The sequence below is a fragment of the Micromonospora marincola genome (genome assembly GCF_056150385.1).
Map to the genome: position 1 here is coordinate 1 of NZ_JAXCFT010000019.1, position 20,262 is coordinate 20,262.

At 75.0% G+C, this 20,262-nt stretch carries 8 protein-coding genes; 4 read left to right on the top strand and 4 right to left on the bottom strand.

Annotated elements, in window-relative coordinates; all coding sequences use genetic code 11:
* The first annotated feature begins 31 nt into the window (after positions 1–31).
* Both SM450_RS26600 and SM450_RS26605 read left to right on the top strand, forming a co-directional pair.
* Positions 32–7,213: an SDR family NAD(P)-dependent oxidoreductase gene (locus SM450_RS26600; RefSeq protein ID WP_474622518.1), complete on the top strand. Its 7,182-nt coding sequence runs from the start codon at positions 32–34 to the stop codon at positions 7,211–7,213.
* A gap of 130 nt (positions 7,214–7,343) precedes the next feature.
* On the top strand, positions 7,344–13,844 hold the full coding sequence (locus tag SM450_RS26605) for an SDR family NAD(P)-dependent oxidoreductase (protein ID WP_474622519.1): 6,501 nt from the start codon (positions 7,344–7,346) through the stop codon (positions 13,842–13,844).
* Between the two features lie 126 nt (positions 13,845–13,970).
* Here the strand turns inward: SM450_RS26605 and SM450_RS26610 are convergent, their stop codons facing one another.
* From SM450_RS26610 to SM450_RS26620, 3 genes are all read right to left on the bottom strand, one after another.
* Positions 13,971–14,165 (bottom strand): ferredoxin, encoded by a 195-nt coding sequence (locus SM450_RS26610; protein WP_281583464.1) that lies wholly within the window; start codon positions 14,163–14,165, stop codon positions 13,971–13,973.
* A gap of 12 nt (positions 14,166–14,177) precedes the next feature.
* A complete protein-coding gene (locus SM450_RS26615; RefSeq protein ID WP_474622520.1) occupies positions 14,178–15,404 on the bottom strand; it encodes a cytochrome P450 in 1,227 nt (408 codons plus the stop codon).
* A 121-nt stretch (positions 15,405–15,525) separates the two neighbouring features.
* Positions 15,526–15,783, bottom strand: coding sequence for a hypothetical protein (locus tag SM450_RS26620; protein WP_474622521.1), 258 nt, complete (start codon positions 15,781–15,783; stop codon positions 15,526–15,528).
* A gap of 142 nt (positions 15,784–15,925) precedes the next feature.
* Here SM450_RS26620 and SM450_RS26625 point away from each other — a divergent pair, with 142 nt between their 5' ends.
* Complete coding sequence (locus tag SM450_RS26625; protein ID WP_474622522.1) at positions 15,926–16,135, top strand: DUF5988 family protein; 210 nt, start codon at positions 15,926–15,928, stop codon at positions 16,133–16,135.
* 32 nt (positions 16,136–16,167) lie between these two features.
* Here the strand turns inward: SM450_RS26625 and SM450_RS26630 are convergent, their stop codons facing one another.
* A complete protein-coding gene (locus SM450_RS26630) occupies positions 16,168–17,154 on the bottom strand; it encodes a threonine ammonia-lyase (protein ID WP_474622523.1) in 987 nt (328 codons plus the stop codon).
* Between the two features lie 247 nt (positions 17,155–17,401).
* Here SM450_RS26630 and SM450_RS26635 point away from each other — a divergent pair, with 247 nt between their 5' ends.
* Entirely contained in the window at positions 17,402–20,125 is a 2,724-nt protein-coding gene (locus SM450_RS26635) for an AAA family ATPase (protein ID WP_474622579.1), read from the top strand.
* The last annotated feature ends 137 nt before the right edge of the window (positions 20,126–20,262 follow it).

The following is a 20,262-nucleotide window of genomic DNA, read 5'->3' on the forward strand; positions in this document are numbered from 1 at the left end:
CCTGTTCACCGGCGCGATGGGACCGACCGCGGTGACCGACCAGCGGCTGGTCGCCCCGGTGCCGCCGGGCTGGACGTTCGCGGAGGCCGCCGCCGCACCGATCGTGTTCCTGACCGCGTGTTACGCGCTCACCCGGTTGACGGTGCTGCGGCCCGGCGAGCGGATCCTGATCCACGCGGCGACAGGCGGCGTCGGCACCGCCGCCGTGCAACTAGCCCGGCACCTCGGCGCGGACATCTACGCGACCGCCAGCACGCCGAAGTGGCCGACGCTGCGCGGCCAGGGCGTCGGCGACGACCGGATCGGCAACAGCCGGACGCTCGACTTCGAGCGGCAGTTCCTGGACGCGACCGGCGGCGCGGGCATGGACGTGGTGCTCGACTGCCTGGCGCGGGAGTTCGTGGACGCCTCGCTGCGGCTGCTGCCCCACGGTGGACGGTTCCTGGAGATGGGCAAGACCGACATCCGTGACCCGCAGGTGGTCGCGGACGCCCACCCGGGCGTGGAGTATCAGGCGTTCGACATGGTCGACGCCGGGCCCGACCTGGTCGCCGAGATGCTGCGCGAGTTGGGCGAGCTGTTCGCCTCCGGAGTGCTCAAGCCGCTGCCGGTCACCGCGTTCGACATCCGCGACGCACCCACCGCCTTCCGCCACCTCAGCCAAGCCCGACACACAGGCAAAGTCATCCTCACCATCCCCACCCCCCTCACCCCGAACGACACCATCCTCATCACCGGCGGCACCGGAGCCCTCGGCGGCCTCCTCGCCCGCCACCTCGTCACCACCCACAGCATCCGCCGGCTCATCCTCACCAGCCGCCGCGGCCCCCACGCACCCGGCGCCACCGACCTCCACACCGAACTCACCGCACACGGCGCTGAGGTCACCATCACCACCTGCGACCTCGCGGACCCCGACGCGGTGGCCACCCTCCTCCGCGACCACCAACCCACCGCGATCATCCACACCGCAGGCGTCCTCGACGACGGCCTCCTCACCGACCTCACCACCCAACGACTCGACACCGTCCTCACCCCCAAAGCCGACAGCGCCTGGCACCTCCACCACCTCACCCGAGACCACGACCTCACCGCCTTCATCACCTACTCCTCCATCGCCGGCACCCTCGGCAACCCCGGACAAGCCAACTACGCCGCCGCCAACACCTACCTCGACGCACTCGCCACCCACCGCCACACCCACGGACTACCCGCCACCTCCCTCGCCTGGGGACTGTGGGAGGACGCGGCGGGGATGGGCGGCGAAGCGCCCCGCCGCCCCGGCGCGCTCGCCGCGCTGACCGCCGCGCAGGGGCTGGCCCTGTTCGACGCGGCGGTCCAGGGAGCCCGCCCGACGGTGGTGCCGGCCCGGCTGGACGCCCGGGCCCTGCGCGCCCTCTCCGGCGCGGTGCCGCCGATCCTGCGCGGGCTGGTACGCGGGCCGGCCCGGCGGGCCACAAACACGGACGCCGGTGACGGCGACGCGCTGCGCGCCCGGCTGGCCGGACTGGGCGAGGCGGAACAGAACCGGCTGCTCGTCGACCTGATCCGCACCCACATCGCGGCCGTGCTCGGCCATGCCTCGGCCAACGACATCGACCCGGACCGGCCGTTCTCCGAGCTCGGCTTCGACTCGCTGACCGGGGTGGAGCTGCGCAACCGGCTGAACACGGCCACCGGGCTGCGGATGTCGCCGACCGCGGTCTTCGACTACCCGACACCGGCGGCGCTCGGCGGCTTCCTGCGCACCGAGTTCGGCGGGACGCGCGCGAAGACCACCCGCCGGACGGCCACCACCCGGCCGGCCGACGAGCCGGTCGCCATCATCGGGATGGCCTGCCGCTTCCCCGGCGGTGCGGACAGCCCCGAACAGCTATGGCAGGTGCTGACCGGCGGCGTCGACGCGATCGGCCGGTTCCCGGACCGCCCCGGCTGGAACACCGCCGACATCTACGACCCGGACCCGGGGGCGCCCGGCAAGACGTACGCGCTCGAGGGTGGCTTCGTCCCGCACGCGGCCGACTTCGACGCGGACTTCTTCGGCATCAGCCCGCGCGAGGCCATCGCCACCGACCCGCAGCAGCGACTGCTGCTGGAGACGACGTGGGAGGCGCTGGAACGGGCCGGGATCGACCCGGCGAGCCTGCGCGGCAGCAACACAGGCGTCTTCGCCGGAGTGATCGCGCAGGCGTACGGCAGCACGTCGCCGGCCTCCTCCGGCGCCGAGGGCTACCTGATGATCGGCACCACCACGAGCATCGCCTCCGGCCGGATCGCCTACACCTTCGGCTGGGAGGGACCGGCCGTCACGGTCGACACCGCGTGCTCGTCCTCGCTCGTCGCGCTGCACCTGGCCTGCCAGGCGATCCGCAGCGGCGAGTGCGACATGGCGGTCGCCGGCGGCACCACCATCATGGCCAGCCCGGCGATCTTCACCGAGTTCAGCCGGCAGCGCGGTCTCGCCCCGGACGGCAGGTGCAAGTCCTTCGCCGCGGACGCGGACGGCACCGGCTGGGGCGAGGGCGCCGGCGTGGTGCTCGTGGAGCGGCTCTCCGACGCCCGGCGCCACGGACACCCGATCCTCGCCGTGGTACGCGGATCGGCAGTGAACCAGGACGGCGCCAGCAACGGCCTCACCGCCCCGAACGGGCCGTCCCAGCAGCGGGTGATCCAACAGGCGCTCGCCAACGCCCGGCTGACCACCGCCGACGTGGACGCGGTCGAGGCGCACGGCACCGGCACCAAGCTCGGCGACCCGATCGAGGCCCAGGCGCTGCTTGCCACGTACGGCCAGGACCGGCCCGACGACCGGCCCCTCTGGCTCGGCTCGATCAAGTCGAACATCGGGCACACCCAGGCCGCCGCCGGGATCGCCGGCGTCATCAAGCTGGCCCTCGCGCTCCAGCACGGCGAGCTGCCGAAGACCCTGCACGCCGACACCCCGAGCCCGCACGTCGACTGGAGCACCGGGAACGTCTCGCTGCTGACCGAGCCGCAGCCGTGGCAGCCGAACGGGCGACCCCGCCGGGCGGCGGTCTCCTCGTTCGGCATCAGCGGCACCAACGCCCACGTCATCATCGAGCAGGCGCCGGACGACGCGCCCGCCGACGAGCCGGAGCCGCCGACGTCCGCGCCTGTCGCCTGGCTGCTCTCCGCCCGCACCGAGCAGGCGCTCGTGGACCAGGCCGGGCAGCTCGGCGCCTTCGTGCGGGCCGGAACCGCGCTGCGCCCGGCCGACGTGGCGCAGACCCTCGCCACCGGCCGGGCCCGGCACCCGCACCGCGCCGTCGTCGTCGGCACCGACCGGGACGAGCTGCTCGCCGGCCTGGCCGCGCTGCCCACGGAGGGCGGCGCCGCGAACCTGGTACGCGGCGCCGCCGAGGGTCCGGCCGGCCCGATCGCCTTCGTCTTCCCCGGGCAGGGCTCGCAGTGGGCCGCCATGGCGGCCGAGCTGCTGGCCACCGCGCCGGTCTTCGCCCAGCACATCGAGGCGTGCGCCGCCGTCCTCGACCCGCTCACCGGGTGGTCGCTGCTGGAGTTGCTGCGCGGGGCGCCGGACGCGCCCCCGCTGGAGCGCGCCGACGTGGTGCAGCCCGCGCTGTTCGCCGTGATGACGTCACTGGCCCGGCAGTGGCAGGCCCTCGGAGTCCGGCCGGACGCCGTCATCGGCCACTCGCAGGGCGAGATCGCCGCCGCGTACGTCGCCGGGGCCCTCAGCCTCACCGACGCCTGCCGGGTCGTGGCGCTGCGCAGCCAGGCACTCGCCGCGATCGCCGGGCTGGGCGGCATGGTCTCGGTGCCGCTGCCCGTCGAGGCTACCGAGAAGCTCATCGCCCGCTGGGACGGCCGGATCAGCGTCGCCGCGGTCAACGGGCCGGCCGCCACAGTCGTCTCCGGCGACGTCGCCGCCCTGGACGAGCTGCTCGCCGACGGGGAGTCCGACGGCGTGCGCGTGCGCCGGATCCCGGTCGACTACGCCTCGCACTCGCACCACGTCGAGGCGATCCAGGACCGGCTGCGGGAGGTGCTGGCCGGGATCGAGCCCCGGACCGCCCAGGTGGCCTTCTACTCGACGCTCACCGGCGAGCCGATCGACACCGCCACCCTGGACGCCGACTACTGGTACGCCAACCTGCGCCACCAGGTCCGGTTCGCGCCTGCCGCAGGGGCGCTGCTCGACGCCGGTTTCCGGCACTTCGTCGAGTGCAGCCCGCACCCGGTGCTCACCACCGGGCTTCAGGACACCGCCGAGCAGGCAGGTGTCGAGGCCACCGTGACCGGGACGCTGCGGCGGGACGAGGGTGGCTGGACCCGGCTGCTGATCTCCGCGGCCGGGCTGGCCGTACACGGGGTGGAGGTGGACTGGTCGCCGGTGCTCGCGCCGCTGCGCCCGCGGCGGGTGCAGCTCCCGACGTACCCGTTCCAGCGCCGCCCCTACTGGCTGCGTGGCGCCGCGACCGCCGACGTCACCGCGGCCGGGCTGGGCCCGGCGGGCCATCCGCTGCTCGCCGCCGCCACCGAGCTGCCCGACGGGGGCTGGCTGTTCACCGGCCGGCTCGGGCCGGACACCGCCGACTGGATCCCCGACCACGCCGTGCTGGACCACGTGCTGCTGCCCGGCGCCGCGTTCGCCGAGCTCGCCCTGCACGTGGCCGGGCACGCCGACTGCGACCGGCTGGAGGAGCTGACCCTCGCGGCCCCGCTCGTCCTCGACGACCCGGCGGGCGTGCGGCTGCACGTGGTCGCGGGGCCGGCCGACCCGGACGGACGCCGGGCGCTGACCATCGACTCCCGGCCGGCCGGCGCGGGCGGCGACGGCGTCTGGACCCGGCACGCCGACGGCGTGCTCGCGCCCGCGACGACGCCGGAACCGGCGCCGGCGCCCGGCGGGGCCTGGCCGCCCGCCGGGGCCGACGAGGTCGCCGTCGACCAGCTGTACGAGCGGTTCCTCGCCGCCGGGCTGGCCTACGGTCCGGCGTTCCAGGGCGTCCGGGCGGCCTGGCGGCAGGGCGACACGGTCCACGCCGAGGTGACGCTGCCCGAGGGGACCTCGCCGGAGGGCTTCGGCCTGCACCCGGCGCTGCTGGACGCCGCGCTGCACGCGATCGCGTTGCTCCCGGGCACCCCGGAGCAGGCTCAGGTGCCGTTCGTCTTCTCCGGCGTGGACCTGCCCGTGCCCGGGGCGGACACGCTGCGCGTACGGGTCTCCCCGGCCGGGTCCGGCGCCGTCCGGGTGGACCTGGCCGACTCGGCCGGCACCCCGGTGACCACGATCGAGTCGCTTGCCATCCGGCCGATCGCGGTCGAGCAGCTACGCCGCGCCGGTGGCCGCGACGGCGCCCTGTACCGGCTGGACTGGACGGCGGCGACCGGCGCCCCGGCGGACACCGGTTTCACGCTTGTCGGGCCGGACCCGCTCGGGCTCGGCGCCGCGGCGTCCCACCCGGACCTGGCGTCCCTGCGGGCCGCCGTCGCCGCCGGCGAGGCCGCGCCCGGCCTGCTCGTGCACGTCGCGTCGACCGGGCCGGACGCCGACCCGGTCGCCGGGGCGCACGCGGTCACCGCACGGGTCCTCGACCTGTGCCGGGAACTCCTGGCCGCGCCGGAGCTGGCCGACACCCGGCTGGCGCTGCTGACCCGGGGCGCCACGGCCGCCGGTGAGCAGCCGCGCGACCTGCCCGGCTCGGCCGTGGCCGGCCTGCTGGCAAGCGCCGCGACCGAGAACCCGGGCCGGTTCCTTCTAGTCGACCTGGACGACACGGCCGCGTCGCGGGCCGCGCTGCCGGGCGCGCTCGGCGCCGCGATCGCCGCCGACGAACCCCGGATCGCGGTACGCGACGGGGCGGTCCTGGCGCCACGGCTGGTCGCCGCCGAGCCGGCGCCGGACCGGACGCCGCCGCGCCTCGACCCGGACGGCACCGTGCTGATCACCGGCGGCACCGGCACACTCGCCGCGGACGTCGCCGGGCACCTGGTCACCGCGTACGGGGTCCGGCGGCTGCTGCTTGCAAGCCGGCGTGGCCCGGCGGCCGACGGCGCGGACGAGCTGGCCGCGTCGCTTGCCGCGCTCGGCGCCGAGCCGAGCATCGTGGCCTGCGACGTCGCCGACCGGGACGCGCTCGCCGCTTTGATCGACGCGATCCCGGCCGCGCATCCGCTGACCGCGGTCGTGCACACGGCCGGCGTCCTCGACGACGGCATCCTGACCGCGCTCACGCCCGACCGGCTGGACACGGTGCTGCGCCCGAAGGCCGACGCGGCCTGGCACCTGCACGAGCTGACCCGCGACCACGACCTCGCCGCGTTCGTGCTGTTCTCCTCGTTCGCCGGCACGGTGGGCAGCCCGGGGCAGGCCAACTACGCGGCGGCGAACGCGTTCCTCGACGCGCTCGCCGAGCGGCGGCGCGCGGAGGGCCGCCCCGCCACCAGCCTGGCGTGGGGCCTGTGGGAGCAGGAGAGCGGGATGACCGCGACGCTTGAGCATGCCGAGCGGGCCCGGATGGCCCGCAACGGCCTGCTCCCGCTGCCCGGCGCGACAGCGCTGCGGCTGCTCGACGCCGCGCTCGCCGACGGGGCTCCGGCCCTCGTGCCGGTGCGGCTGGAGACCGTCGCGTTGCGGGCCCAGGCCGGCGCCGGCGTGCTGCCGGCCATCCTGCGCGGCCTGGTGCGGGTGCCGCCGCGCCGGACCTCCGCCGGGGCCGCCGCCCTGGCCCGGCGGTTGGCCGACCTCGGCGACGCGGAGCGGGAGACGGTGCTGCTGGACCTGATCCGCGGCCAGATCGCCACGGTGCTCGGGCACGCCTCGCCGGACGCCGTCGACGTCGACCGGCCGTTCCAGGATCTCGGCTTCGACTCACTGACCGCGGTGGAGCTGCGCAACACGCTCAACACGATGACCGGGCTGCGGCTGCCACCGACAGTGATCTTCGACTATCCGAACACCGGCGCGCTCGCCCGGCACGTCCGCGACCGGCTCGCCCCGGCCGAGGCTCGGGACCCGGCCGCCGAGGAGCTGGAACGACTGGAGCGGGCGCTCGGCGCGATCGCCGCCGACGATCCCGGCCGCAGCCGGATCACGCTGCGCCTCCAGACGCTCCTGGCCCGCTGGAACGAGCACTCGGCGGCGTCGGCCACGGCCGTCGCCGACCGGCTGGAGACCGCCGACGCCGATGAGATCTTCGACTTCATCGACCGGGAGCTGGGCCGGGCCTGAGCACGTCGGCCGGGCGCCGCGACCGTTTCGCGGCGCCCGGCCGACCAGCTTTAGCGCCCGGCAAGCCGCCCGTTAGCCCAGGTCGGCAACCTGGAGCAGCCCGCTTCGACCGCTGGACGCTGGAGCTGCGATGACGACCTCGACCGACCAGATCGTTGCGGCCCTCCGGGCATCCCTGAAGGAGAACGAACAGCTACGCCGGCAACAGAGCCGGCTGGCCGACCGGGCCCGCGAGCCCATCGCGATCGTCGGGATGGGCTGCCGCTACCCGGGTGGGGTGCGCACCCCCGAGCAACTGTGGCGGCTGCTCAGCGACGAGACCGACGCGATCTCGGCGTTCCCCGACGACCGGGGCTGGGACACCGACGGCATCTACGACCCGGACCCGGAACGCACCGGCACCACGTACGCCCGCGAGGGCGGCTTCCTGCACGACGCCGCCGACTTCGACGCGGACTTCTTCAGCATCAGCCCCCGTGAGGCCCTCACCATCGACCCGCAGCAGCGACTGCTGCTGGAAACCACGTGGGAGGCGATCGAGGCGGGTGGCATCGACCCGGTGACGCTGCGCAAGAGCCGCACCGGCGTCTTCACCGGCGTGATGTACAACGACTACGGCGCCCGGATCCAGCCGATGCCGCCGGAGTTCGAGGGCTTCATCGGCACCGGCAGCGCCGGCAGCATCGCCTCCGGCCGGATCGCCTACACCTTCGGCTTCGAGGGCCCGGCGGTCACCGTGGACACCGCCTGCTCGTCGTCGCTCGTCGCGGTGCACCTCGCGGTGCAGTCGCTGCGGCAGGGCGAGTGCACGCTCGCGCTTGCCGGCGGCGTGACGGTGATGGCCACCCCGCGGCTGTTCGTGGAGTTCAGCCGGCAGCGGGGGCTGGCGCCGGACGGCAGGTGCAAGCCGTTCGCGGCCGGCGCCGACGGCACCGGCTGGGGCGAGGGCGCCGGCCTGCTGCTGCTGGAGCGGCTGTCGGACGCCGAACGCCACGGTCATCAGGTGCTCGCCGTCATCTCCGGCAGCGCGGTCAACCAGGACGGCACGAGCAGTCAGCTCACCGCCCCGAACGGGCCGTCGCAGCGGCGGGTGATCCGCGACGCGCTTGCCGCCGCCCGCCTCGAACCGGGCGACGTGGACGCGGTGGAGGCGCACGGCACCGGCACCACCCTCGGCGACCCGATCGAGGCGCAGGCGCTGCTCGCCACGTACGGCCGGGACCGGCCCGCCGACCGGCCGCTGCGGCTCGGCTCGATCAAGTCGAACATCGGCCACGCCCAGGCGGCGGCCGGCGTCGCCGGGATCATCAAGATGGTGCTGGCCCTGCGGCACGGGATGCTCCCGCGCAGCCTGCACGTGGACGCGCCGAGCCCGCACGTGGACTGGACGGCCGGGGAGGTCGCGCTGCTGACCGAGGCCCGGTCGTGGCCGCGCGGGGAGCGGGTCCGCCGGGCCGGTGTGTCGTCGTTCGGCATCAGCGGCACCAACGCCCACGTCATCGTCGAGGAGGCCCCGGCGGCCGAGGGGTCCACGGTCGACGACACCACGCCGGCACCCACGTCCCGGGCCGCGCCGTGGCTGCTCTCCGCGCGTACTGCGCCGGCCCTGCGGGCCCAGGCCGCGAGGCTGCGCGACCTGGTCGCCGACCGGCCCGACCTGGACCCGGCCGGGATCGCCGCGTCGCTGGCCACCACCCGGGCCCTGCTCGACCACCGGGCGGTCGTGCTCGCCGGCGACCGGACGGCCGCGCTTGACGCGCTCGCCGCGGGCGACGCGCCGGCGGGCGTGGTGACAGGCGTGGCCGCCGGGGACCCGGGCCGGGTGGTCTTCGTCTTCCCCGGCCAGGGCTCGCAGTGGGTGGGCATGGCGGGCGGGCTGCTCGACGCCAGCGCCGAGTTCCGCGACCGGATCGCCGAGTGCGCCGAGGCGCTGCGCCCGCACACCGACTGGGACCTGCTGCCGGTGCTGCGCGACGAGCCGGGCGCGGCCTCCCTGGACCGGGTGGACGTGGTGCAGCCCGCGCTGTTCGCGGTGATGGTCGCCCTCGCCCGGCTCTGGGAGTCGTACGGGGTGCGGCCGGACGCCGTCGTCGGGCACTCCCAGGGGGAGATCGCCGCCGCCCACATCGCGGGCGTGCTGAGCCTGCCGGATGCCGCCCGGGTGGTCGCGCTGCGCAGCCGGGCCCTCGGCGTGCTTGCCGGCACCGGCGCGATGGCCTCGGTCCCGTTGCCCGCCGACCGGGTCGAGGCGCGGCTGGAGTCCGCGGGCGCGGTCACCATCGCCGCGGTCAACGGCCCGGCCGCCACCGTGGTGGCCGGCACGCCGGAGGCCGTCGCCGCGCTCGTCGCCGGCGCCCAGGCGGACGGAGTGGACGCCCGCACCGTCCCGGTGGACTACGCGTCGCACTGCGAGCACGTGGAGGCGGTCCGGGAGACGCTGCTGGCGAGCCTGGCCGGCATCACCCCGCGACCCGCGGAGATCGCCTTCTACTCCACGGTGGACGGCGAGGAGCCGGAGCCCGCCCTCCTGGACGCCGAATACTGGTACCGCAACCTGCGCCGGACGGTCCGGCTGGCGGACGTCACCCGGCTGCTGCACGAGCGCGGGCACCGGGTCTTCGTCGAGATCAGCCCGCACCCGATCCTGACCGTGCCGATCCAGGAGACGCTCGACGAGCGGGCCGACGCGGCGCCCGGATTCACCGTCGGCACCCTGCGCCGCGACGAGGGCGACCTGGTCCGCTTCCACGCCTCGCTGGCCCGGGCCCACGTCGGCGGCGTACCCGTCGACTGGCGGATCCCGTCCGGGCCGCGCGTCGACCTGCCGACCTACGCCTTCCAACGCGACCGCTTCTGGCTGCCGACCCCGTCCGGGGCCGGCGACGTCGCCTCGGCCGGCCTCACCGCCACCACGCATCCGCTCCTCGGCGCCGCCGTCCCGCTGGCTGACGGGGACGCGACGGTGCTCACCGGACGCCTCTCGCTGCACGCCCAGCCGTGGCTGGCCCAGCACGCGGTCTTCGGCCGGATCCTGCTGCCCGCCGCCGCCCTGGTCGACCTCGCCGTGCACGCCGGGGACGGCGTCGGCTGCGACCGGGTGGAGGAGCTGACGTTGCAGGCGCCGCTGGTGCTGCCGGTGACCGGCGGGCTGGCCCTCCAGGTCACGGTCGCGGCGGCGGACGCCACCGGCCGGCACCCGGTCACCGTGCACAGCCGGCCGGGCTCCGACGAGGACGGGACGGACCGGCCCTGGACGCTGCACGCCGCCGGTCTGCTGGCCCCGGCCGAGCCCGACGACGAGCCGGACGCCGGCCCGGGACCGCTCACCGGCGCCTGGCCGCCGCCGGGCGCCACCGCGATCCCGCTCGACGGCCACTACGAACGGCTCGACCGGCAGGGGTACGGCTACGGCCCGCTCTTCCGTGGCCTGCGCGCCGCGTGGCGCCTCGGCGACGAGGTGTACGCCGAGGCCCAGCTCCCGGACGGCACCGACGCGGCAGGTTTCGGTCTGCATCCCGCGCTGCTCGACGCCGCCCTGCACGCAGCCGGGCTCACCGGCGCGGCGCCGGTCGGCGACGACGAGGTGCTCCTGCCGTTCTCCTGGTCCGACACCGCGCTGCTGGCCTCCGGCGCGACCGGGTTGCGCGTCCGGGTGCGCCCGGCCGGCGCGGGCAGCGTGACGCTGGACCTGGCCGACCCGGCCGGCGGCCCGGTGGCGCGGGTCGGCGCGCTCGCGGTCCGGCCTGTCTCCGCCGCCGCGCTCGCCACCACCCGCGAGCCGCACCACGACTGGCTGTTCCACCTGGACTGGGCCGCCGCGCCGGCCACCGGGTCGGGCCCGGAGACGCCGCCACGCGCGGTGGTCCACGGCGACGACCCGTACGGACTGGCCGCCCACCTGCCGCCGGCCGCGGGCGGCGACCCCGAGGTCACGATCGCGGCGCTGCCGATCCCGGGCGAGGACCTGCCGGACCGCGTCCGCGCCGCCGTCCGGACCGCCCTCGACCTGCTCCGCGAGCACCTGGCCGCGGACCGGCCGCGACTCGTCCTGGTGACCACCGGGGCGGTACGTGCGGTGCCTGGTGACGACGTCCGGATGGACCCGGCCGCCGCCGCGGCGTGGGGGCTGCTGCGCTCGGCGCAGTCCGAGCACCCGGGCCGGCTGACCCTCGTCGACCTGGACCGGGATCCCGCCTCGACGGCCGCGCTGGCCGGCGTGCTGACGCTTGACGAGCCGCAACTCGCCGTCCGGCAGGGCGTCGTGCAGGTGGCCCGGCTGGCCCGCGCCGACACCGCGCCCACCCTGCCGCTGCCGGACGCCCCCGCGTGGCGACTGCACTGGCAGGAGGACTCCACCGGCGGCGGCACCCCGGACAACCTGCTGATCCGCGCGTGGCCGGAGGCGGACCAGCCGCTGGAGCCCGGCCAGGTGCGCCTCGCCGTACGGGCCGGGGGGCTCAACTTCCGCGACGTGCTGATCAGTCTCGGCCTGGTCCGCAACGACGGCCGGCCGCTCGGCGGCGAGGCCGCCGGCGTGGTGCTGGCGACCGGCCCGGGGGTTGACGAGTTCGCTCCCGGCGACCGGGTGATGGGCCTGGTCTCCGGCATCGGCCCGATCGCCATCACCGACCATCGGTTGCTCACCCGGATGCCACCGAACTGCACGTTCGCCGAGGCCGCCACCATCCCGGTGGTCTACCTGACCGCCTTCTACGGCCTGGTCGACCTGGCGAAGATCCAGCCGGGCGAGACGCTGCTGCTGCACGCGGCGACCGGCGGGGTCGGCATGGCGACGATCCAGCTCGCCCGGCACTGGGGTGTCGAGGTGTACGGCACGGCCAGCCCGGGCAAGTGGGACACCCTGCGGGCGTTGGGTCTGGACGACGCGCACATCGCCTCCTCCCGGACCCTGGAGTTCGCCGACGCGTTCCTCGCCGCGACCGGCGGCCAGGGCGTGGACGTGGTGCTCAACTCGCTGGCGAAGGAGTACGTGGAGGAGTCGTTGCGGCTGCTGCCGCGCGGCGGCCGGTTCCTGGAGATGGGCAAGACCGACATCCGGGATCCGCAACGCGTCGCCGACGACCACCCCGGCGTCACCTACCAGGCGTACGACCTGATGGACGGCGGCGCCGACCGGGTCAAGGAGATGCTCGACGAGTTGTCCGTCCTGTTCGACGACGGCACGCTGCGACCGCTGCCGGTGACCGCCTGGGACGTGCGTCGCGCCCCCGAGGCGTTCCGCTACCTCAGCCAGGCCCGGCACACCGGCAAGGTGGTGCTCACCGTGCCGTCCGCGCTCGACCCGGACGGCACGGTGCTGGTCACGGGCGGCACCGGCGTGCTCGGCGGCTTGGTGGCCCGCCGGCTGATCGACGAGCACGGCGCCCGGCACCTGCTGCTCACCAGTCGGCGCGGGCCGGCCGCGGAGGGCGCGGAGACGCTGCGTGACGAGCTGACTGCGGCCGGCGCCCGGGTGACGATCGCCGCCTGCGACCTCGCCGACCGCGAGGCGCTGGCCGCGCTGCTGGCCGGGATACCCGAGGCGCATCCGCTGACCGCTGTCGTCCACGCGGCCGGGGTGCTCGACGACGCCACAGTGGACGCGCTCACGCCGGAACAGCTCGACCGGGTCCTGCGCCCCAAGGTGGACGCCGCCTGGCACCTGCACGAGCTGACCGCCGGGCTGCCGCTCGACGCGTTCGTCATGTTCTCCTCGGCCGCCGGCACGCTCGGCGGGCCCGGTCAGGGCAACTACGCGGCGGCGAACGCGGCGCTCGACGCCCTGGCCGTGCACCGCCGCGGCCGGGGCCGGCCGGCGCTCGCGCTGGCCTGGGGTCTGTGGGCCGAGGCCAGCGGGATGACCGGACACCTCGGCCGGGCCGACCTGGCCCGCCTCGGGCGGACCGGCATGCTCGCCCTGAGCACGACGGACGGGCTCGACCTGTTCACCGCCGCGTGGCCGTCCCCGCTGCCGGTGCTGGCGCCGGTCCGGGTCGACGCGCGGGCGCTGCGCGCCCAGGTCGAGGCCGGGGTGGCGCCGCCGATCCTGCGCGGCATGGTCCGCGGCGCGACCCGGCGCAGCGCCGCCGGGGTCACCGTGGACGCCTCGGCCCTGGCCCGGCAGCTCGCCTCGGTCTCCCGGGACGAGGGGCGGGCGATCCTGCTGGATCTGGTCCGCGCCCAGGTCGCCACCGTGCTCGGGCACGCCTCCGCCGCCGAGGTGGACGCCGGGCGCGCGTTCAAGGACTTCGGCTTCGACTCGCTCACCGCCGTGGAGCTGCGCAACCGCCTGAACGCGGCGGTCGGGCTGCGGTTGCCGGTGACGATGGTCTTCGACTACCCGACGCCGGAGGCGCTCGCGGGTTTCCTGCACGGCGCCGTCGCCCCGGCCGACGAGGACGCGGCGGCGACCGCGGTGCTTGCCGAGATCGGCCGGCTGGAGGCGCGGATCCTGGCGCTGGAGCCGGGCGAGGGAGCCGAGCGGCGCATCGAGGAACGGCTTCGTGGCCTGCTCTGGAAGTGGGGCGACAGGCACACCCCCACCACGGTCGAGCCGGACGCGACGGAGGACCTCTCGGTCGCCAGCGACGACGAGCTCTTCGCGATGCTGGACGGGGAACTCGGCGCCTGATCGGGCGACGGCGGGCACGGGGGCGGTGACCGCCTCCGTGCCCGCCGTCGTTCTTCCTGATCGCGTACCCCGGGAAAGGCCGCGTGCCCCCGGCCGGAAGGCCGGGGGCACGCGCGGGGGGTGTGGTCAGTCGTCGGTGAGGGTGAGCGCCTGCGACGGGCAGAGCAGCACCGCCTGCTCCACCCCGGCGATGTCGTCGTCGGGCCGCTCGCTGAGCAGCAGCACCCGACCGTCGTCCTCGTCCTGGTCGAAGACCGTGTCGGCGGAGAGCACACACTGCCCCGCGCCCACACAGGCCTCCCGATCCGCGGTGATCCTCATGTCTGCGCCGTCCTACCAGGACACCGGCATCTCGGCCAGCCCGTAGATGCTTGCCTCGTCCTTCAGCGGCAGCTCCGACACCGGCACGGCGAGGCGCAGCGTCGGCACCCGCGCGAAGAGCGTCCGGTAGACGATCTCCAGTTCCAGGCGGGCGAGGTTCTGGCCCAGGCACTGGTGGATGCCGTAGCCGAAGGCGACGTGTGACTTGGCGCCCCGGTCGATGTCGAAGGTGTCCGGACGCTCGTAGTGGCCGGGATCCCGGTTCGCGCCGCTGAGCAGCGCGATGACGCCGTCGCCCTTGCGGATGGTCACGCCGCCGATCTCGATGTCGTCGAGCGCCACCCGGGAGCCGCCGGACACGTCCACGATGCTCAGGTAGCGCAGCAGTTCGTCCACGGCGCGGACGGCGAGTGTGCCGTCGTCGGTGAGCTTCGCCAACTGGTCCGGGTTCTGGAGGAAGGAGAGCGTGCCCAGCGAGATCATGTTGGCGGTGGTCTCGAAGCCCGCCATCAGCAGCAGCATCGACAGCCCCACCAGGTGCGCGTGGTCGTAGTTGCCGGCCTCGCGGTACTTGGTGATGAGCCGGCCGATCAGGTCCTCGTCGCTCGGCGCGGCCTCCTTCCCGGTGACCAGCTTGTCCATGTACATCAACAGGCCGGCGCCGGCCTGCATCCGCTCCATCTGGGTGGACTTGCGGTTGAACGCGACGAGCGTGCGGTCCTGGAAGAACCCGTGGTCGGTGTAGGGCACGCCGAGCAGGTCGCAGATGACGAGCGACGGCACCGGCAGGGACAGCGCGGTCACCAGGTCGGCCGGCTGCTCCTGCTTGAGCAGGTTGTCGATGCACTCGTCGACGATCGCCTGGATGCGGGGCCGCATCGCGGCGAGCTTCTTGACGGTGAACTCGTTGATCAGCATCCGCCGGTGCACGGTGTGCTCCGGCGGGTCGAGCCCCACCAGGGACTTGCTGACCAGTGAGATGGCGCCCATCGCCTGCCCGTCCATCTCGACGAGGTGCGGGTAGGCCGGGTCGAGGCGGTTCACGCTGACCCGGGAATCGGCCAGGATCTGGCGCAGGTAATCGTGGCCCAGAATGAGCCAGGCGGTCCTGCCGGTCGGGAGCGTCACCTTCGAGATCGGCTGCTCGGCGGCAATTTTCGCATAGCCGGCGGGCGGATCGACCGGGCAGGTTCGAGGCATCGGGAACGCGGGCGGAATTGCCGCGGCGACATCGTCCATTGCGATTACCAATCGTCGGTCCAGTGGCCGAAGCCGATCGTATTATCGCGTCGAACAGGCTCGACACCCCTAACCTTCCCCCTATGCCGACGGGTCTGAAGGGGTCGGGCGGGGGTCGGGCTCATCCGGCCTCGTCGTTGGCCTGCAACGCGGCGGCCAGCCGCAGCCAGGCACGGTGCTCGTCCGGCGTCAACGGCCGCTCGGGCAGGTCCCGTTCCGCCAGGTTCCCGCTGATCGGGCCGAACCGGCCGGACCGTCCGCCGCGCGGGCGCAGCAGCAACTCGAGGCGGACGACGACACCGGCCGCCCACCCGCACCCGCCGGCCCGCAGCCGACGCGATATCCGCGAGCGCAGCCCGCGAAAGCCATTGTCCGGCATCCTTCTTTCCCGTCACTAATACGACGCTTAAGTGGATCGCCACGCGCCGAAACGATTTCCCTGAGGGTTGACAGTCATTTCCGTGCCGCCTTAGCGTGAGAAGCGCCACGAAATCGGCGCGGCACTATGGAGGTGTCGAATCATGACCGATGTCCGCTACGAGGAATGCCGCCTGGAGGGCGGTCCCGGCTACCTGCCGGACAACCTACGGAATCCGCAGGTTCTCATGGCCGAGAACAAGGTGAAGGTCCCGTTCTACAACGCGTGGGAGCACTTCGAGCGGATGGACGAGTTCACCGAGACCGGGGTGCCGATCTTCCGCTGGACGATGCAGACCAGAGCCGCGGAGTGACAGGGGTGCCCGGCCCGGCCGGGCACCTCGACTCAACCCTGGTGACCGGCAAGCAGACCGGCGACCACGCCACTGTCGACGTTCCCGCCGCTGAGCAGCACGCCGATGTCCCGGCACCGGTCGCCGGGGCGGGACGACAGCCGCAGCGCGGCGGCCAGCGCGGTGGCCGCCGCCGGCTCGACAAGCAGCCGGGCATGCATCAGCACCGCGCACAGTGCGGACGCGATCTCCGCCTCCTCGACGGTGACCACGTCCGCGACCCGGTCCCGGGCGAGAGCGAAGGGCAGCTCCCCGATGCGGTCCGGCCGCAGGCCGTCGGCGATCGTCGGCCGCGACCGGACGGTGACCGGGCGGCCGGCCCGCAGCGCCTCGGTCAGGGCCGGCACCGCCGCCGGCTCGGCCGCTATCACCCGCACGTCCTCGCCGTCGGCGGCGAGACAACCTCCGGCGACCGCGCTGCCACCGCCGACCGGCAGCACCACCGCGTCCAGGCGACCACCCGCGGCGCGCACCTGCGCCAGCATCTCGGCCGTGGCGCTGCCCTGACCCGCGACGACATCGGGATCCTCGTACGGGTCGACGACGTCCAGCCCGCGCGTGCGCCGCACCTCGGCCAGCACCGCGAGGCGCTCGGCGAGCGTGGTGCCGGCCAGCAGCACCTCGGCGCCCGCCGCGCGGATGCGGCGCAGCTTGCCGGGGGCGATGTCGGTCGGCAGCACCACAGTCGCCGGCACACCGACCTCCCGCGCCGCCCGGGCGACCGCGATCGCATGGTTGCCGGTGCTCTGCGCCAGCACCCCGGCGGTGCCGGCGCCGGCGAGCCGCCCGACCGCGAGCAGCGCCCCGCGCATCTTGAACGAGCCGCTTGTCTGCAGGCACTCGGCCTTGAGCCACAGCCGGGCGCCGGCGAGCCGGTCCAGCTCGTCGTCCCGCACCACCGGGGTGGCGATGACGCGGGCGGCAAGCCGCCGGGCCGCGTCCCGCACGCTCGCCGGCGTCGGCGCCTCGACGGCGGTCATGACCGCCGCACCGCGTTGTTCTGTCCCTGTCACCACCGCAGCGTCGGCGTTCCGGCCAACGTATCGCTAAAGCTGCCCTTCAGCCGCGCATACGATCGACCCCGGTGCGCGCGTGTCCGGGTTGTGACCGGGTCGGCTGGGGATTACCGTGATGTCGCCGTTCTGGTGGTCGCCCGGGTTTCACCATTCCCTGGACCGATCGTCGAGACCCCGGGGCGTGACGTGAGGGGACCGACTGGTGCGGTTGGTGGAACGCGACGAGCATCTCGCACTGCTCGAGCGAATGTTTTCCGATGATGTCGGTCCCGACATGGTGCTCGTGACCGGCCCGGTCGCCTCCGGCAAGACCCAGCTGCTGGACGCGTTCGCCCGGCGGGTGACCCGGCGCGGCGCGCGCATCGCGGTCGCCGAGGCGTCGCCCGGGCTCGGCGTCCTGCCCTTCGACGTGTTCCGGCAGCTCTGCCCCGACCTGCCGCTGCCCGCCCGAACCGGCCGGGAGATCGCCGAACGGCTGGCCGCGGCGTACGAGCTGACCACCGACGACGAGACGGACGAGACCGTACGGCAGATCTGTCGCCTTCTCGACCAGGCTCCCCCGCGTCCCGCCGACGGCGTGCCGCTTGTCGTCGTGGTCGACGACGTCCACCATGCCGACGCGGCGTCCCTGCGCTGCCTGTCCCACCTGATGCGGGATCCGCGGCGGGCGCTGGTCCGGCTGGTGGCGACCGAGGCGCAACGCGTCGGCCCGCGTTCGCCGGCGCTCACCGGGTTGCTGACTCCGGGCCGGGTCCGCCGGGTGGCCCTCGCCATGCTGTCCGACTCCGGTGTCGGGGAGGTTCTCGCCGACCGTTGCGGCGCCGAGCTGGCGCGCCAGCTCGGCGCCGAGTGCCACCGCGTCACGGGCGGTAACCCGCTGCTGGTGCGGGCCCTGCTTGACGACTCCTTCGGCCGGTCGGACACGCCCAGTCGGCTGGTCGTCGGCGCGGCGTTCCGCGACGCGGTGCTCGCCTGCCTCCACCGGTGCGAACCCGACGTGCTCGACCCGGTACGCGTGCTTGCCGTCGCCGGTGGCCGGCTCTCCCGCGGCTCCCTGGCCGGGGTGCTCGGTCCGGACGCCGCGTCGACCCTGCCGGCGCTGCGGCCGGAGACCACGGCGGGCCTGGTCACCGACGGCGACCTCGGCGATCCCGCGCTGGTGCGGGCGGTGCTCGACGGGCTGCCCGACGGCGTCCGGGCCGATCTGCACGGCCGGGTCGCCGCCGCCCTGCGCCGCGACGGCGCGCCGGCCTCCGCCATCGCCCCCCACCTGCTCGCCACCGACCCGGCCGGCGAGCCGTGGATGGCCGAGAGCCTGCTCGACGCGGCAACCGAGCTGTCCGACTCGGAGCCCGAACTCGCCCAGCGCTGCCTCCGGCACGCCGGTTGGCACTGCGACGACGGGGCCCGGCGGGCCCGGATCCGGATCGCTCTCATCGACCTCCAACTACGGTTCGACCCGGACGCCGGGCTGCCGCACCTGGCCGGCGTCCCGGCCGCGGTCCGCACGGCCGGCCTCGACTGTGGCCGGTCCGTCGAGCCGATCCGCCACCTGCTGTGGTACGGCCGGGTCACCGAGGCGAGCGAGGTGTGGCAGCACGCGGCCGGCACCCACCCCGGCGACACGGCCGACCTCTGCCTGGCCGGCCTCTGGATCGACCTGCTGTTCCCGGAGCTGGCGGCGGCTCAGCGGGCCGGGCCGCACCGCCCGCCGCTGCGCCGGGCCGAGGCGGCCACGCTGCGCGCGCGCCTGACCGGCATCGCCGGCCTGGAAGCCGCGGTACGCCGGGGCGGGGACGACGCCGTCGTCGACGCGGCCGAAAACGCGCTCCGGGCGCGCGGGGCCCGGGAACCGGTGCACTGGACGCTGATCTGGCCGCTTGCCGCGCTCGTGTTCGCCGATCGGCTGGACCGGGCCGACGCCTGGTGCGGGGAACTGCTCGGGGGTCCCGCGCTCGACCGGTTGTCGGCATCGTTGCTCACCGCGATCCGGGCCGAGATCGCGCTGCGCCGCAGTGACCCCCGGACCGCGTACCACCTCGCGGACGAGGCGTTGCAGGGGCTCTCCGCGCCGGCCTGGGGGGTCGCCATCGGCCTTCCGCTCGCCGTGTCGGTGCGGGCGCTCACCGACCTGGGACAGCTCGACGAGGCAGCCGTTCGGCTGCGCACGCCGGTGCCGGCGGTGATGTTCGACAGCGTCTTCGGGCTGTTCCACCTCCGGGCCCGGGGCGTCCACGCGATGGCCGGCGGCGCGGACCGGTTCGCGCTGCGCGACTTCCGGCGGTGCGGCGACCTCATGCGCCGCTGGGGTTACGACCTGCCCGCGCTGGTGCCGTGGCGCACCGAGGCGGCCCGCGCGCTGCTCAAGCTGGGCCGCCGGAGCGCGGCCGAACACCTGGTCCGGGAGCAGCTCGACCGGCTCGGCGCCGGGCATCCGGCCGAGCGCGGCGCCGCCCTGCGTACCCTCGCCGGCTGTGTCGGCCTGCCCGATCGCGCGGCCACGCTCGAGGACGCGATCCGGGCCCTGGAGGAGTCGAACGACCGGATCGAGCTGGCGCGGGCGCTCAGCGAGTTGGCCGGCGCCCTGCGGCTCACCGAGGACCACAGGCGGGCCGGCCACGCCACACGCCGGGCGGACCGGGTCGTCGAGCAGTGGAGTCTCGACCCCTACTCCGCCGGCAGCGGGGCGCCCGGCGAGCCGGGCTGGACGGCCGCGCCGGTGCCGGAGGCGGTACGCGGGCTGACCGCCGACGAGGTCAGGGTGGCCACCCTGACCGCCCAGGGGCACACCAACCGTGAGATCGCGGGCCGCCTCTTCCTGACCACCAGCACGGTGGAGCAGCAGCTCACCCGGATCTACCGGAAGTTGTCGGTGAGCGGGCGGGGCGAGCTGGCGGCCCGGTTGCTCGCCACGAACGTGACCGACAAGGACTAGTCACGGGCACCCCCATATCCATCGCACCGCCGTCGGTCAACCCCTAGCGGCCACAACGGGAATCCTCCCGGGGGGATGGCCGGAAACAGTGGGGTGATCCTTCGTTGCGCAGCGCGACGGCACCTTGGAACACTCGG

What these genes read in the sequence shown, in the direction of transcription:
- SM450_RS26630 (WP_474622523.1), bottom strand. Translation starts at nt 17,154, where the DNA reads ATGACCGCCGTCGAGGCGCCGACGCCGGCGAGCGTGCGGGACGCGGCC.
- SM450_RS26615 (WP_474622520.1), bottom strand. Translation starts at nt 15,404, where the DNA reads ATGGACGATGTCGCCGCGGCAATTCCGCCCGCGTTCCCGATGCCTCGA.
- SM450_RS26620 (WP_474622521.1), bottom strand. Translation starts at nt 15,783, where the DNA reads ATGCCGGACAATGGCTTTCGCGGGCTGCGCTCGCGGATATCGCGTCGG.
- SM450_RS26605 (WP_474622519.1), top strand. Translation starts at nt 7,344, where the DNA reads ATGACGACCTCGACCGACCAGATCGTTGCGGCCCTCCGGGCATCCCTG.
- SM450_RS26610 (WP_281583464.1), bottom strand. Translation starts at nt 14,165, where the DNA reads ATGAGGATCACCGCGGATCGGGAGGCCTGTGTGGGCGCGGGGCAGTGT.
- SM450_RS26625 (WP_474622522.1), top strand. Translation starts at nt 15,926, where the DNA reads ATGACCGATGTCCGCTACGAGGAATGCCGCCTGGAGGGCGGTCCCGGC.